At 38.6% G+C, this 16,027-nt stretch carries 15 protein-coding genes; 7 read left to right on the top strand and 8 right to left on the bottom strand.

What is annotated here, in order from left to right; all coding sequences use genetic code 11:
* Positions 1-2: 2 nt before the first annotated feature.
* The 5 genes from F944_RS09145 to dapD form a co-directional block, all read right to left on the bottom strand.
* Entirely contained in the window at positions 3-470 is a 468-nt protein-coding gene (locus tag F944_RS09145; protein ID WP_004989636.1) for a peroxiredoxin, read from the bottom strand.
* Positions 471-533: 63 nt separating this feature from the next.
* Positions 534-944 (bottom strand): hypothetical protein, encoded by a 411-nt coding sequence (locus tag F944_RS09140; RefSeq protein WP_004989635.1) that lies wholly within the window; start codon positions 942-944, stop codon positions 534-536.
* A gap of 16 nt (positions 945-960) precedes the next feature.
* On the bottom strand, positions 961-1,629 hold the full coding sequence (gene queC, locus F944_RS09135) for a 7-cyano-7-deazaguanine synthase QueC (RefSeq protein WP_004989634.1): 669 nt from the start codon (positions 1,627-1,629) through the stop codon (positions 961-963).
* A gap of 39 nt (positions 1,630-1,668) precedes the next feature.
* The gene (gene queE, locus F944_RS09130; RefSeq protein WP_010588773.1) at positions 1,669-2,379 is read right to left on the bottom strand and encodes a 7-carboxy-7-deazaguanine synthase QueE; all 711 of its coding nucleotides are present in this window, start codon (positions 2,377-2,379) and stop codon (positions 1,669-1,671) included.
* Positions 2,380-2,471: 92 nt separating this feature from the next.
* On the bottom strand, positions 2,472-3,293 hold the full coding sequence (dapD, locus tag F944_RS09125; RefSeq protein WP_004989632.1) for a 2,3,4,5-tetrahydropyridine-2,6-dicarboxylate N-succinyltransferase: 822 nt from the start codon (positions 3,291-3,293) through the stop codon (positions 2,472-2,474).
* A 268-nt stretch (positions 3,294-3,561) separates the two neighbouring features.
* On the opposite strand from dapD, the gene carO reads away from it, so the two are divergent.
* Positions 3,562-4,308: an ornithine uptake porin CarO gene (carO, locus tag F944_RS09120; protein WP_004989626.1), complete on the top strand. Its 747-nt coding sequence runs from the start codon at positions 3,562-3,564 to the stop codon at positions 4,306-4,308.
* Positions 4,309-4,399: 91 nt separating this feature from the next.
* Here carO and F944_RS09115 read toward each other — a convergent pair whose 3' ends face one another.
* The 3 genes from F944_RS09115 to epmB are packed head-to-tail and all read right to left on the bottom strand — an operon-like array spanning position 4,400 to position 9,300.
* On the bottom strand, positions 4,400-6,535 hold the full coding sequence (locus tag F944_RS09115) for an EAL domain-containing protein (protein ID WP_004989624.1): 2,136 nt from the start codon (positions 6,533-6,535) through the stop codon (positions 4,400-4,402).
* Positions 6,517-8,268, bottom strand: coding sequence for a hypothetical protein (locus F944_RS09110; protein WP_004989622.1), 1,752 nt, complete (start codon positions 8,266-8,268; stop codon positions 6,517-6,519). Before F944_RS09110 ends, F944_RS09115 begins: the two co-directional genes overlap by 19 nt.
* 15 nt (positions 8,269-8,283) lie before the next feature.
* Complete coding sequence (gene epmB / locus F944_RS09105; RefSeq protein WP_004989619.1) at positions 8,284-9,300, bottom strand: EF-P beta-lysylation protein EpmB; 1,017 nt, start codon at positions 9,298-9,300, stop codon at positions 8,284-8,286.
* A 70-nt stretch (positions 9,301-9,370) separates the two neighbouring features.
* Between epmB and efp the strand changes: the two genes are divergently transcribed.
* From efp to F944_RS09075, 6 genes are all read left to right on the top strand, one after another.
* Entirely contained in the window at positions 9,371-9,940 is a 570-nt protein-coding gene (efp, locus tag F944_RS09100) for an elongation factor P (protein WP_004989617.1), read from the top strand.
* A gap of 167 nt (positions 9,941-10,107) precedes the next feature.
* A complete protein-coding gene (locus tag F944_RS09095; RefSeq protein WP_004989616.1) occupies positions 10,108-12,213 on the top strand; it encodes a carbon starvation CstA family protein in 2,106 nt (701 codons plus the stop codon).
* Positions 12,213-12,515: a YbdD/YjiX family protein gene (locus tag F944_RS09090; protein ID WP_171063279.1), complete on the top strand. Its 303-nt coding sequence runs from the start codon at positions 12,213-12,215 to the stop codon at positions 12,513-12,515. The genes F944_RS09095 and F944_RS09090 overlap by 1 nt, the downstream gene beginning before the upstream one ends.
* Before the next feature lie 81 nt (positions 12,516-12,596).
* Complete coding sequence (locus tag F944_RS09085) at positions 12,597-13,556, top strand: AAA family ATPase (protein WP_004989608.1); 960 nt, start codon at positions 12,597-12,599, stop codon at positions 13,554-13,556.
* Positions 13,557-13,571: 15 nt separating this feature from the next.
* The gene (locus F944_RS09080) at positions 13,572-14,477 is read left to right on the top strand and encodes a DUF58 domain-containing protein (RefSeq protein WP_004989606.1); all 906 of its coding nucleotides are present in this window, start codon (positions 13,572-13,574) and stop codon (positions 14,475-14,477) included.
* A 546-nt stretch (positions 14,478-15,023) separates the two neighbouring features.
* Positions 15,024-16,010, top strand: a complete 987-nt coding sequence (locus tag F944_RS09075) for an ABC transporter substrate-binding protein (RefSeq protein WP_004989605.1) — start codon at positions 15,024-15,026, stop codon at positions 16,008-16,010.
* Positions 16,011-16,027: the final 17 nt, after the last annotated feature.

Here is a 16,027-nt window from a genome sequence, read left to right as displayed (position 1 = left end):
ATCTAATTATTTTGTTGAAGAGTTTTTAAATCTTCCAGAACTTGTTCGGCATGTCCTGCGGCTTTGACTTTACGATAACTTTTAACCAATTTTTTGTTATGGAAAATAAAAGTTGAACGTTCTATGCCCATGACTTTTTTACCATACATATTTTTTTCTTTAATCACATCAAAATGCTGGCAAAGAATCTCATCTTTATCGCTAATTAAATCAATCGTCAATGCCTGTTTTTCAGTAAAATTTTGATGTGCTTTGACTGAATCACGAGATACACCAACAATTGTTGCACCAAGAGCATCAAATTGATCTTTTAGACATGAAAACCCAACGGCTTGAGTGGTACAACCAGGTGTCGAATCTTTCGGGTAAAAGTAAAGAATTAACCATTCAGCAGAGACATCTGCCAGATTAATTTCACCCTGTGTTGTGGGGAAAGTTTGATTAGGTAATGAAATATTGTCGTTGCTCATTTATTTTCTCTCCAGAAAAAACAAGCCACATAAAGTGGCTCATTTTAAATTGATTTTTTCTGCTTATTTTTTGCCTTGAGCAGATTTCATCGCTTCTTCAGTCAAACCTTTTAACTTGCCAGTCAACTGTGGGCCAAAGCATGCTTGAAGATCTTTATTTTGCTGTTGTACAAAAGCTAAAGAACTTGGGCTTTTCTTGGCATTAATAGCACTTTGTACTTCCCATTTTTGTGCATTGGTCATTTTTCCATCGGCTTCGACTGCACAAGTACAATACTTACTCACTTCTGCCGCAGTTAATTTATTGCCTTTACCTGTTTCATCTTTACACAGATTAATTAAAGCACCTTTTACATTTGTACTTTTGTAGGCTTGTTGCAGTTTATTTTCATCAGCAGCATGTGAAACCGTTGCAGTAAAAGCAGCAGCAGCCATAAGTGAAGAAAGAAGTAGTTTTGTGTTCAATAATTTCATAAATATTACCTGATTATTATGGTATATAGCGTGTAGGATCTGCAATGCCAGCTTCCATAAACCCTTGTTTACGTAAACGACAGCTATCGCATTTCCCACATGCACGACCTTCAGCATCTGCCTGATAGCAAGAGACAGTTTGACTATAGTCTACGCCATGTTCAATACCTAAACGTATAATATTCGCTTTGGATAAATGTAACAAAGGTGTTTCAAATGTAAGAGGTTTTCCCTCTACACCTGCTTTAGTAGCCAAACGTGCCATATTTGTAAATGCTTCAATATATTCTGGTCGGCAATCTGGATAACCTGAATAGTCTACCGCATTGACCCCAATGACAATGGCTTCCGCTCCAAACACTTCAGCAGCAGCTAGCGCGTAAGATAAAAAGATGGTATTGCGAGCTGGCACATAGGTAATGGGAATGCCTTCTTGTTCATGATCTGGCACATCAATATTATGATCGGTGAGTGCAGAACCCCCTAAATTACCCAAATCAATATTAATGACACGGTGCTCTACACCTGCATTTTGAGCAATCGCTTTAGCTGCATCAAGTTCAGTCGTGGAGCGCTGTCCATACATAAAACTGAGCGCCATACATTCATAACGCGCTTGTGCCCAAGCTAGGCAAGTCGTCGAGTCTAAGCCGCCTGATAATAAAACAATGGCACGAGGGCGCATATGATATTCTCCAAAAATAACTAACAAAATAAAAGTAGATTAACGTCCCGTTTCATCATTCCAGAGCAATTTATGCAATTGCAATTGGAAACGTACTGGGAGATGGTCATCTAGAATCCATTGCGCCATATCACGCGCTAACTGGGGTAGTTTAACCGAAGCTTTTTCAACTGCAAAAGCAGGGGAAAACCAGACGGTGCTGACTTTCTCATTTAACTGATAATTCTCTAATTGCTGTTTTGACCATTCATAATCTTCACGATTACAAATCACAAATTTGATTTGGTCATGCGGAGTTAAATAATCCAAATTACTGAGCAGATTACGCTTTTCTTCACCAGACGTTGGAGTTTTTAAATCCAGTACTTTAGATACACGAGAATCGACTTTGGACACATCTAGCGCACCACTGGTTTCCAAAGATACCTGACAGCCCAAATCTGACAATCTGGTTAGTAAATGCAAACAATTAGGTTGAGCAAGAGGTTCTCCACCTGTGACGCAAATATAAGGTGTTTTAAATGATAACGCTGTTTCGATAATTTGATCGAGTGACTGACGTTCACCGCCTTCAAAAGAATAGGTCGTATCACAATATGAGCAGCGTAGTGGACAGCCCGTTAAACGAATAAAAACAGTGGGTAAGCCTGCGGTATTGGCTTCTCCTTGCAAGGAATAAAAAATTTCCGTAATCCGAAGACCCGCCGCAGGATCTGATACCGGAATAGTCGTTGAGCGTAGAGAAGTCATTGCAGAAATACCACATCTTAGAAAACAAAAATCTCTACGATCAGATTTGAACGTAGAGACGAGGAACAATTAAGCTCCGCAAATAAATGCAATTAGTCAGCGCGAAGTAAATCGTTCAAACTGGTTTTAGCGCGAGTTTTGGCATCCACTTTTTTCACGATTACCGCAGCATAAAGGCTATAAGTACCGCATTTTGATGGAAGACTACCCGCAACAACCACAGAACCTGCTGGTACACGACCATAGTGAATTTCGCCAGTTTCACGATCAAAGATTTTGGTTGATTGACCAATGAATACACCCATTGAAATCACAGAACCTTCTTCAACAATCACACCTTCAACGATTTCAGAACGTGCCCCGATAAAACAGTTGTCTTCGATAATGGTTGGGTTGGCTTGTAAAGGCTCTAAAACACCACCTATCCCTACACCGCCAGACAAGTGAACATTTTTACCAATTTGAGCACATGAACCCACAGTTGCCCATGTATCCACCATAGTGCCTTCATCTACATAAGCACCAATGTTGACATAAGAAGGCATTAACACGACATTTTTTGCCTGAAAACTACCACGACGAGCTACAGCAGGCGGTACAACACGTACACCCGCAGCTTTGAACTGTTCTTCAGTCCAGCCTGCATGCTTAGTATCAACCTTGTCATAGAAACGTAAATCACAAGATTCGATTGGTTTGTTATCATTCAATTTGAAAGATAATAACACGGCTTTTTTTAGCCATTGATGAACCATCCATTCGCCATCGATTTTTTCAGCAACACGTAATGTACCGTTGTCTAAACCCGCAATCGCTTGCTCTACAGCATCACGAATTTCTGCTGGACAATCCGTTGCGCTCAAATTCGCACGATCTTCAAACGCTTGCTCAATGATTGTAGAAAGCTGAGACATGTTCTTCCTTCCAAAAAAATTTGCATAATTTTACACTAATTAGCGTCAATAATGTTGTGAAAGAAAAGATTGATTTGAAAAAAGCCATTTAAAATCTTGATAAAAAAAATTACGAATAACTGCTTTAAAAACAAGAACCAAACTTATTTGTATCAAAACTTAACAGAAAATGATCAATTCTCGTATAAAACCAAACCATACTTTCTCCTAAGATACATCTACGCAATAAAAATTTAGATTTGAATAAAAGTCTTTTGAGGAGAGAGCAATGAAAACATTAAAACTACTTGCGGTTGCTGGTGCTTTAGCTGCTGTGGCGGGTACTACTATGGCTGATGATTCTGTAGTCCATGATCATTATGCATTTGATCAGAAACAACTTCTTCCAGTGGGTGTTCGTGCTGAAGTCGGTACAACTGGTTATGGTGGTGCTTTCCTTTGGCAAGCCAATCCATACGTCGGTTTAGCTTTAGGTTATAATGGCGGCGATATTTCATGGTCAGATGATTTGAAAATCGATGGAACAACTTATGACATGGATATGGACAATAAATTAGCCTATTTGAATGCTGAAATTCGTCCATGGGGTGCAAGTGCTAATCCTTGGGCACAAGGTTTGTATGTTGCTGCTGGTGCTGCTTATGTTGACAATGATTATGACTTAACTAACCGTGTTTCTGGTTCTAATACCTTAAAAGTGAATGGTAACTTTTACCAAGGTACTGCTGGTCAGGAAGGTTCTGTTACAGGTAAGTTAAAGTATGATAACGACATTGCACCATATGTTGGTTTGGGTTTTGCACCAAAGTTCAATAAAAACTGGGGTGTATTCGCAGAAGTTGGCGCATATTACACAGGTAACCCAAAAGTAGAGTTGACTCAATATAACCTTACTCCTGAAAATGGTGTAAGTGATATCAATGCGGATTTAAGAGCTGAAGAACATAAAATCGAAGACAAAAATAAATATGAATGGCTTCCAGTGGGTAAAGTTGGTGTTAACTTCTATTGGTAATTCAAACTTAATAAAAAGAACCGCAATTGCGGTTCTTTTTTTAACTTTGAAATAAATATTATGTCAAAAGATCTAGATGATTTTCTAAGATCTATTGATCTTGTACATCAGTCAGGCGATCTAGTTTTTTCTGGAAATAATCACCTTGTAAATAGCGCGCTTCAATGTTCCATGCATTTGCAAACAAAGTCATATCATTTAAACCCTGAGCTAAAATTTCTATAGGTTTAATTTGATGAAAGTTTTCTATCTTGTGTTGAAGAGAAGGAAGGTCTTTATCTGAAGCCAACATTTTGCATAAAGTAGGATGTAGGCTTAAATAATCCAGATTAGTCTGACTTAAAATAGAGTCGCTATACATTGAGATGCCAAAGTCACGTACAGAAATTTCCACTTCATTTTGCTTTAATTTAGCAAATTGCTGTTGAGCCAAAGGTAGGTTCTGACTAATGGATTCCTCAGAGAACTGTAATATTAATGGCGCTTTAGCGCGGCCACCGACAATGGTAAGAAGCTTGCCCATCAAATCAGGTAATTGTTTGTCATTTAAAAGAATATGACGATTTAAATTAATAATCAGCTTTGCAGTTGGATATTGTGTTAAAAAATTGTGTAATTGTTTGCAGGCTTCGACTAATATCCAGCGATCAACTTTAATAGAAAGTTCTGGATCATCACGTAAATCCGCAAGGTGATTAATATCTTGCCAACTATTGTCATAAATGAAGCCGCTCGTTACTTCATAAGTATATAAGTTACTGTCTTGTTTATCATAAATTTGTTGGTATTTTAGGTGAATATCACCTGTTTCAAGTTTTTGTTGAAGCGTTTGAAGTATCGAATGTTGAACTTTGGGAATATTTTCGGTACTGATGTCTATTTGTTTAAGAACAGCGACCTGGCCTAAATCACGTTGAGACAAACTTTGTTCCATATTAGGTAAAGGCTGATGAAATGCTTGCTCTAAAATATCATCAAAGTTTTTATCATCTGCGATACTAGGTTGATTTAATACAGAAAAACCTAAATGTAAATGTAGTGGTAAAGTTGATTTATCAACACTTAACAACTGAGGTTTTTCTAATGATTTGAGGCTGATTAATTGAGACTTAAGAACTTGGTCAGATTCTGCTTGAAATAAAGCCACGTAGAGTACGGGATTAATTCTGAAAACAGAAACGTTGACTTGTTCTTTAATAAAGCCATAAATATTGGAAAAATAAGTTTTAATCGTTTCTAGATTATGTTTAAAGACATCATCAGGACAGCTTGAAAGCGTCACTATAACAAGTGCATTGACCTCTGCGGGTTGTTTAGTTAACTGACGATTGATAGCATTTAAGGTATTGATATTGGGTGACAGCTTTTCAGTTTGACTCGCTTGCGATGCTATTGCGTTATTGGGTTGGATTGAACTAGCTGTACTGTCTTCATACTCGATAGTCAATTGAACGGCATCATCTTCATCACAAGGTAAAAATTCAATTTTAAGCGGGTTTGCAATCGTAATTGCAGAATTTCTACAAACAATATCAAAGCTGGCTTGGTCAAATATTCCTTGTGAAACACGTTTAAATTTTTGTTTAAATTGATTAGGATCTGTCGGCTGTAAAATATCAAGAATAGGAAGACCGACTAGCTCATTTTCATTTTTTAACCCAAAAAGTGCCAAGTATTCAGCATTCGCTTTGATGTGAATACCTTCTTGTAGTGTCGCAACCGCCTTGTTGCTTTCTTTTACAATAGATTGAACGTGAGACTGTGCAGTCTCTAATTCTTCAATTAAGCGTTGTTCATTTTGTTGCAAACGGCTGTAGGATAATGCTCTAACAATTGCAATATATAAATGCTCTGGTGCTTTGAGATCAATAATTTCATAGACACCTTTATGTATATAACTCAGATAATCATTAGCGCTATATTGATCAGGAGTCAGCAATAAAACAGGTAAATTGGGCTGCGTTGATACTTGAATGAGGGACAATACCTGTTCAATTTTTAAGTCATAAGCTCGCCCAAAAATGACTATATCCCAGCCGATATTTAATTGCTTTTCAAAGCTATTTAAATCATCTAGCAGTGTTGCCTGAACTTGATGATTTTTGGAGTTAAATAGCTCAATAATTTGATTATAACGAAGCTGGTTATCATCAATAATGAGTAAACGTGTTTTGCTTAATTTTAACTTTTTAGAAAGTAACGAGTTTCTCACTTTAACGCTTCCCATAAATCCTGATTATCTGAATCTTTGGCCTGTTTAAACATCAATTTTTTCAGGCTATTTTGCTGTTGATCATCCAAGAGTTCATAGTCAAATTGCACAAAGCTTTGGGTGACCAGTTGCGCTTTGAGCAAATACACTTTGAACTCTTCTTTTTCTAACCTTAAATGAACCCCTTGCTGCTCTCTGAAAATTTGTGAACCCGGTAAAATTAGTGTTGTTTTAACCTGATCCAAATTTTGGCTTTGCATGAGTAAAGCAGGGTAATAATTATGACGATGACGGTCAGCTTGTACACGAACGGCGCAAGGAAAAATATCTTGCGCTAATATTTCTAAACCAATTTCCAGGCTTTTTTCAGCCGATTGTTTAATCCAGCGAATTACTCCACCACGCCATTGGCTATGTGTATCTTCTTTAACCAGTATAAATTCACCCGTTCTTAAATTTTTAGGGGCTTCTTCAGTCCATTTAATTCGATAACCATTGACACTAATATCTAACACTTCGGTTTGATAAATAAGTTTGACCTCACGATTTAAACGCTGGTTATTGGGAACATCGCTTGATGACTCTTGTTGGGTTAAGCCAGATGATGTTTTTGAGCTATTTTGGAAACCATAATGACTCTCAAGCTGAAGCGTTTCATTAAAATTTTTAGCTTTAGATAAGTAAAAATGGGCAGTTAGCAGACCAAAACAAATTTGTAATTGTGCTGAATATTCATATCGTTCATGTTGACGTTCAGCCACTGTTCCTAAAATGTTCTGCACATGAAATTTTAGCGCAGGACTCAAATAAATTTTCTCTGTTTGAGACAGATAATCCGCATTACGATGCAAAGTAGCGGTAATGTGTTCAAGTAAATCTTGGATGACGACATAAATAGAGGGGCTAAACCCTGAGTTTTGATGTTTATTATAAACAGGCGGATGATCTTTTTGAGTATCAATCACATATTTGGATAGTGTCGTTTCTTTTGGGAAAATCTGGATCTTCTTAGCCCAATCATAACTACATTGATATAAAGCCTGAATCTCAGCCTGACGAATCTGATTGGTATTTAGAATATCCAGTAAAATCAGTTGGGCATAGGCTTGGGTAATATTATTGAGCTGATTTTGAGTGCCTTGCAATTGATTGATATTGGCCAGATGCACATGAGATTTCATTGCGACTTCATATAAATGATGAGCAATTAACCATTGCCCAGTCATTGGCTCACTGTAGAGCATGTGCTCCTGATATAGTAATTCTGTGAGCTGTTTTAAACCATAAAATATGGCAAGTGTTCGTGCCGTTTGTAGATTTTTCTTTTTATGCAATGCAAAAACAGAAAATTTATTTTGTTCGAGTTGCTCGGTACTACGTCTTACAATATCAATATAAATGCCCGCAAAGTGTTTGCGTAATAAAATGGCGAGTTCAATAATATGTTCGTTCCGATCAGTGTTGATCAGTCCTTGATTAAAAAAATGTTTTTCAAAGCTTGCCAAAACATTTTCAAGCACAGGATGCAGGGTTTGTAATAAATCAAAACGTAAAGTTTCAGAGCAATTTAATTCTGAGAGTTCAATCAATGCAGAAAATAAAGCCCGTGAAGTATCCCCAAGTTGCATAATGGATAATGATGAAACCCAGTCTGAAACTGCTTTAACATTAGACTCGCTAAAGCTTAATTCCTCTCGACTTAAGGTGGTAGATGTTTCAAAAATATCCGTAAAAGTTTGATTCATCATAGTTTATTATTCAACTCAAAATGTTGAAACCCCAAATAGCGGTGTTTTATTCTTTTCGCCCGCGATTTCCCTAACCAGCTTAGGAACCAGATAACCTGGCAAATTCGCTAAGACTTCCTGATAGATACAATCAATCTCTGATGATACAACATCAAAATGTTGAGCACCCTTTACTTTATCTAAAACATGTAAGTAATAGGGCATAACCCGAGCTTCAAACAAACGATGACTAAGATGAATCAAGGTTTGTGCGTTATCGTTCACACCCTTAAGTAAAACTGCTTGATTTAACACAGTTATTTGCCCAAATGATAACGCTGCCAGCTTGCTACAGGTGTAGTCATCTAGCTCTGAAGCATGATTCGAGTGTACCACCACTATAATGCGTAGCCTACTGTTTTTTAATAGGGAAATCAGCTCTTCATCGACACGGTTGGGAATAACAATCGGAACACGTGAATGAATTCGCAAAATTTTTATTTGAGGGAGTGATTCAATTCTTTCTAGCCAGAGTTGTAATTTACGATTGGACAACGTAAATGGATCACCGCCACTTAAAATCACCTCATTAATCGAAGGATGATCTTGGATATAAGTTTGAATATTTAACCAATCTTCATTTTTGGGCAAATTTTCCTGATAAGGGAAATGTCGGCGGAAACAGTAACGGCAATGTACTGCACAAGCACCCGTTAAAGTTAGCAAAAATCTGGAGCTATATTTATGTAAAACACCTGGAAGTTGATTGGCTTCTTCTTCGCCTAATGGATCGGTAACAAATTCAGGATGTTCTTCGAGCTCTAAATGATGTGGCAAAATTTGCAGAAGCAGGGGATCATAAGGATCAGACTTTTGCATTTTTTCAACAAAAGCACGAGGTACGCGCAATTTAAAATCGTTTGATGCAAGAATAGCGCCAGATAACAACTGTTCTTTAGACAGTTGTAATACATTTAACAGCTCTAATGGATCAATGATTAGATCATTGAGTTGTTTTTGCCAGTTTTGCTCTTGATACAAATAGTTTATCATGCGACACGGAAAAAATAATGCTAGTCTAGCATTAATACATTTAAGTTAGTAAGTTTGGAGTGTGCCAGTCATGGCCAGTTATTCTACAAATGAATTCAAGCAAGGCCTTAAAGTCATGCTTGACGGTAACCCATGTTCAATCATGGAAAACGAATATGTTAAACCTGGTAAAGGTCAGGCATTCAACCGTGTAAAACTTCGTAACCTTAAAACAGGTAAAGTTTTAGAAAAAACATTTAAGTCAGGTGATTCATTAGAAGCTGCGGATATCGTAGAAGTAGAAATGGACTACTTATACAATGATGGCGAGCTTTGGAACTTTATGGATCCTGTAAGTTTCGAGCAAATTGCAGCTGATAAAGTTGCGATGGGTGACGCGGCGAAATGGTTAAAAGATGACTCAAATGAGAAATGCACCATTATGCTATTTAATGGCGTACCATTAAATGTAAATGCACCAAACTTTGTGGTATTAAAAATCGTGGAAACTGATCCAGGTGTTCGCGGTGATACTTCTGGTGGTGGCGGTAAACCTGCAAAACTTGAAACAGGTGCTGTGGTTCGCGTACCGTTATTTGTTCAGCAAGAAGAAAGCGTTCGTGTTGATACTCGCACAGGCGAATATTTAGAACGTGCATAATGGTTTAAAAATAGACTATTATGCAGGGGATGATCAAAATCATCCCTTTTTTTATGCCAAAGTATTAGATGAAAATAAAAAGATGAGGAGTACAGTCACAAGGAAATTCTCTATATCAAGATGGATCTGAATTTTAGGGCGGTTAATCATAAAGAATGAGGTCATGAATGGATACAATTCAAAGGAAATCTACACTCCCCTCAAAAATACTCTGGAGTCTAGTCGCGATTATTGGTGCCATTTCTTTCGGGATACTGGCAGTCAGTCGTGGTGAACATGTTAATGCAGTCTGGATGGTGCTTGCTGCAATCTGTGTATATAGCATTGCTTATCGGTTTTATAGTCTATTTATTGCTACTCGTGTTTTTGAACTTAATTCAAGACGCTTAACACCCGCACATCGGTTGGCGGATGGTCTGGATTATGTACCGACCAATAAATACGTTTTATTTGGACACCACTTTGCTGCAATCGCGGGTGCAGGGCCTTTAGTGGGTCCAATCTTGGCAGCGCAAATGGGTTATTTGCCAGGAACTATCTGGTTATTGGTGGGTGTGGTTCTGGCGGGTGCAGTTCAGGACTTTTTAGTTTTATTTATTTCGACTCGACGTGATGGAAAATCATTGGGTGAAATGGCAAAACTAGAGCTTGGTTCATTCGCTGGTGTTGTGGTGATGCTTGGTGCGCTAGGGGTGATGATCATTATCTTAGCGGTATTGGCATTGGTGGTGGTCAAAGCACTGGCGCATAGTCCTTGGGGTGTATTCAGTATTGCTGCAACCATTCCGATCGCACTGTTAATGGGCGTATATATGCGTTATATACGTCCGGGAAAAATCGCGGAAGTTTCAATCATTGGTTTTGTGCTGATGATGTTGGCCATTGTTTATGGTGGGCATATCGCGGCTGATCCTTATTGGGGCCCATTTTTCACTTTAACTGGAACGCAATTGACATGGTGTTTGATCATTTATGGTTTTATTGCTTCTGTTTTACCTGTTTGGTTGTTACTTGCTCCGCGTGATTATTTATCAACCTTCCTGAAAATTGGGGTGATTGCAGGTCTTGCCATTGGTATTATCGTGGCCTTACCTGAACTTAAAATGCCAGCAGTCACGCATTTTATTGATGGTACAGGACCGGTTTTTGCGGGTAGTTTATTTCCGTTCCTGTTTATTACCATTGCCTGTGGTGCTATTTCTGGTTTTCATGCCTTGGTATCGAGTGGTACTACACCTAAACTCATTGAAAATGAAAAAGATATTCGTGTGATCGGTTATGGTGGCATGCTCATGGAATCATTTGTTGCCATTATGGCCATGATCTGTGCGACTGTGCTTGATCCAGGTGTTTATTTTGCAATTAATGCGCCAGCCGCAGTATTGGGTACAACCGTTGAAAGTGCCGCAGAAGCGGTGCGTAATATCGGTTTTGTAGTCACACCAGAAATGTTGACTTTATTGGCTCAGGAAGTTGGTGAAACCACGATTTTATCGCGTACAGGCGGTGCGCCAACGTTTGCGATTGGTATGGCACATATCATCTCTGAGATTTTCAATAATCGTTCAATGATGGCATTCTGGTATCACTTTGCGATTTTATTTGAAGCGTTATTTATTTTAACTGCGGTCGATGCGGGTACACGTGCTTGCCGTTTCATGGTGCAAGATACAGTCGGGATCGTTATTCCTGCGATTAAAAAGTCAGGCTCATTTGTAGGAAATGTGATTGGTACGGCCGTTGCAGTTGGCGGTTGGGGCTTCTTTGTCTATCAGGGTGTGGTTGATCCTTTAGGTGGGATTAACTCTTTGTGGCCTTTATTTGGTATCGGTAACCAGATGTTGGCAGCCATGGCACTGATTTTGGGTACAGTCATTTTATTTAAAATGAAAAAAGAAAAATATGTTTGGGTCACGATTGTCCCTACGATTTTCTTACTGATTACTTGTATGACCGCGGGCTGGCAAAAGATTTTCCATGAAAATCCAAAAATTGGCTTTCTTGCTCAAGCAAACCGTTTTTCAGATGCAATGGGTCGTGGTGAAATGTTAGCGCCTGCAAAAACTATGGCAGAGATGCAAACGGTGGTGTTATCTAACCAGATTAATGCTGTTCTTTGTGCGTTCTTTATGATTGTGGCAGTGGTGATGGTGATTGCATCGATTGGCGTGATTCGTCGTGCTTTAGCGAGTCGCGAACCGACCACACATGAAGCGCCCGCTGTGTATGCCGATCCTGAAACGGTAGCGCCTGCTTCAACGCGAGGTGAATGATCATGAATCTAAAAGTTGCTCAAAATGGTCGTGCGGTGATTGTTAAAATCATCAAAATGACCATTATGTCGCAAAAGGATCTATTACTTTCTCCAAAGAATTGGTCACGTATTGCGACATTATTTAAGCGTTTACAGCAAAGTTTCCGTTTAATGGTCGGTGTCCCAGATTATGACACTTATCTTGAGCATATGCGTAAACATCATCCAGATCTGGAACCGATGGATGCCAAGACATTTTATCGTCACTGCGTGGATTCACGTTATCCATCCAGTGGCAATCTAAAAAAATGTCCTTGTTGATATCTGTTTCATTTGTTTAGAAAAAAGCAAAAAGGGTGTATGTTGATTCATACACCCTTTTTTTAATTAGGAAAGCTTGTGATGTGGGGCATGGAAAAACTCAAAAAAACTGAACTCCAACAGGAAAATTCAGAAATTGACCAGAAAATTGCGCAATATAGCCCCAAGATTGAGCAATTCTTAGCTGAAATTAATCAACTCATTTTAGATAAATCTAAACAAACTCAACTTGCACTAACTTGTTTGTTGGCTGGCGGGCATGTTTTATTTGAAGATTTACCCGGTTTGGGTAAAACGACACTGGCGAGTGCATTAGCGAGATTGGCTGGACTGGATTTTGGGCGGATTCAATTTACCAATGATATGCTTGCCAGTGATGTGATTGGTATCAATATGTTTAATCAAAAAGAACATGTTTTTGAGTTTAAACAGGGACCGATTTTTACCCAGATTCTTTTAGCTGATGAAATCAATCGCTGTAGTCCCAAAACTCAAAGTGCCTTACTTGAAGCCATGGAAGAAGGTTCAGTGACCGTAGATAGCATACATTATGATCTACCGAAGCCGTTTTGGGTGGTTGCTACGCAAAATCCGTTATTTCAGAGTGGAACATACGCCTTGCCTGAGTCTCAGTTGGATCGTTTTTTGATGCGTCTTTCACTTGGTTTTCCGTCCCGAAACGCTGAAAAATTACTATTACAACAAGCCTCAAGGCAAGATTTAGTTGCTCGGATTCAGCCTGTCTTCAGTGCGGACGAAATTCTTGAGCTTCAAGAGCTGGTAAAACAAGTTTATCTCAGTGATGTGATTTTGGAGTACGTACTGGATTTGGCAGAACAAACCCGTAAGCATCGACATGGTTTGTCTACACGTGGTGTTCTGGCTTTAAAGTTGGCAGCTCAGGCTTATGCCTTGATTGAGAAAAGAAGTTATGTCACTTCAGACGATATACAAGCTGTTTTTGTGGCAGTCACAGCGCATCGTATGAATATGACTGAGCATGAAGCGCGTCAATGTCTGGATGCCGTGGATATTTTATAAGTGAGAGAATCAAACATGCCATCTGGGTTTCAGAAATGGTTTGCCAAACGTTTTCGTATAGATCATTTTAAAAGCCTAAAGCAACGCGATATTTTGGTTTTTATCTATCAACAAGGATGGTTGTATCTGACTTTGATTGTGATTACGTTCATTGCAGGGATTAACTATGCAAACAATCTTATTCTTGGTTTTTGTTTTTTAATTAGTTCCGTGCTATGTATTAGTTTTTATCTCACTTTTAAACAACTTCATCAATTACAGATTGAAATGATTTATCCAGAGGTAGGACAGTTGGGTCATTCCTTGATCCTAAAATTACACTATAAGCAAACACGTGCATCGGCTCGCTTTATTCAAATACGGGTAGAGGATCAAGTGCATACCGTTCTTATTGATCAAATAAGTCAGGAAGCGGAACTTGTATTTTCACCTGAGCAACGAGGTCAATTTAAATTTCCTGTGATTCAGATATATTCAACTTATCCATTTGGTTTGGTTCGGGCATGGACATATCTTTATTTAGAGCAAGAGATCTGGATCGCACCACAAAGTTTGAATCTTGAGCTTGAATATAAACAACAACATCAGCTCAATCAGCATGATCTGGAAGAATTCCGTGAGCTTCGTAACTTTAGAGAAGGAGATTCTTTTCAGGCGGTGTCGTGGAAACAAGTTGCGCGGGGGCAAGGCTTATTTGTCAAAATGTTTGAAGATGAATCGGATCAGCATCAGTTTGAAATTGATTATGCTCATATTCCATGTCAGGAACATGAACAGAAACTGAGTTGGATGATGGCATTGGTTGAGCTTTGTGAACAGAGGCAGATTTTCTATAGTTTACATTTACCAATTCAACAGCTTGAATATGGTGCAGGTGAAAAGCAAGTGATTGAGGCACGCAAGTTATTGGCACAAGCTTGACCTGTTTTGCGAGTCTATTTGACTGGCTGAGTTGTTATATAGCGAAAAAGAAATTTTGCACAAAAAAGATGCACTTCAATCTATCTTGTCTTGTTAAGCAGAATCGAAAAAGTATTTTAGTTGCAACAATAGGTTGTTTATTCGATGATCAATCTGACAAAGTGTAGATGCATCGATAAAAATCAGATTGATGAAGTCAAATATATTTTAATACTAAATTAATTAAGTGTTTGATAGATAAAACAAAATACTTTGACTGCTAAAAATATATCAATTTCAGAATAGTCCTATATCAATTTATTTATATCACTAGTGTGAACCTATTTTGGCATAGCCCTTGCTAATCTATAACTGAGTATAAGCGGTTAGTGCGTTCAGTCGCATGGGACATTGCTCTACAGCGCAAGCTGTTCCTCTTAGGGGGACGGGGTTTTTATTGATCATAATAAAAGCCTTGAGAGTGTGTCATAAATAAATTGATCAGCACACTTAATGCCTCCTTTGAATGAATAGCAAAAGCTTTCACCTATTCATCAGAGGTTTATTATGAAAATTTATAACTGTTTAGGCAAAACGCGTCTGGCTGTGGTTGCCGCATCATTACTTTTTACTTCTTTGGCTCAAGCCAATGATAAATTGATTTTACAAACGACGTGGTATGCGCAGGCAGAGCAAGGTGGCTATTATCAAGCATTAGCAGAAGGGATTTATAAAAAACATGGTTTAGATGTCACCATCAAAGTCGGTGGCCCTCAAATCAATAACATGACCCTGCTCTTGGCTAAACGCGCCGATGTCATTATCAATTATGATTTACAAGTCTTAAAGGGAATCGAAAGTGGTTTCCCAATCAAAGCCATTGCTGCGCCATTCCAGTTTGATCCACAAGGGGTGATTACGCATAGTGATGTAAAATCACTGGCTGATCTAAAAGGTAAAACCGTTTTGGTTTCGACCAGCGGACAAGCAAGCTGGTGGCCGTGGTTACGTGGCAAGTATAAATTAGACAATTCTCAGGCACGTCCTTATACCTTTAATATGCAGCCGTTCTTGGCAGGTAAAAATGTTGTACAACAAGCCTATGCAACTTCAGAAGTCTTTCAAGCAAAAAAAGCAGAACCATCCAGTAAATTCTTTTTATTCGCGAATGATGGCTATCCAGCCTATGGCGGAATCTTAGTGACCCGTAACGATCTTTTACAGAGCAAACCAGACGTGATGCGCCGTTTTGTAGAAGCTTCTATGGAAGGTTGGAAAAGTTATCTGAAAAATCCTGCTGCGGGAAATGCCATTATTAAAAAAGAAAATCCAAATATGGATGATCCACTTTTAGCCTTTGCTGTTGGTCAAATGAAGAAGCTTGGTCTGATTGATGGTGGTGATGCCAAAACGATGGGCATTGGTGTTATGACCGATGCGCGTTGGAAGAAAACGCGTGATTTTATGGTGCAGGCTAAATTATTGGATGCCAAAGTGGATTGGAAAGCGGCTTATACCACTCAGTTTGTTAAACCCACTGCCAAGAAAAATTAAGCCGACCAATTAGGTTG

Source organism: Acinetobacter ursingii DSM 16037 = CIP 107286, assembly GCF_000368825.1.
Classification (GTDB): Bacteria; Pseudomonadota; Gammaproteobacteria; order Pseudomonadales; family Moraxellaceae; genus Acinetobacter; species Acinetobacter ursingii.
The sequence above is the reverse complement of the archived record's forward strand: the minus strand, read 5'-3'. Positions and strand labels throughout refer to the sequence as shown.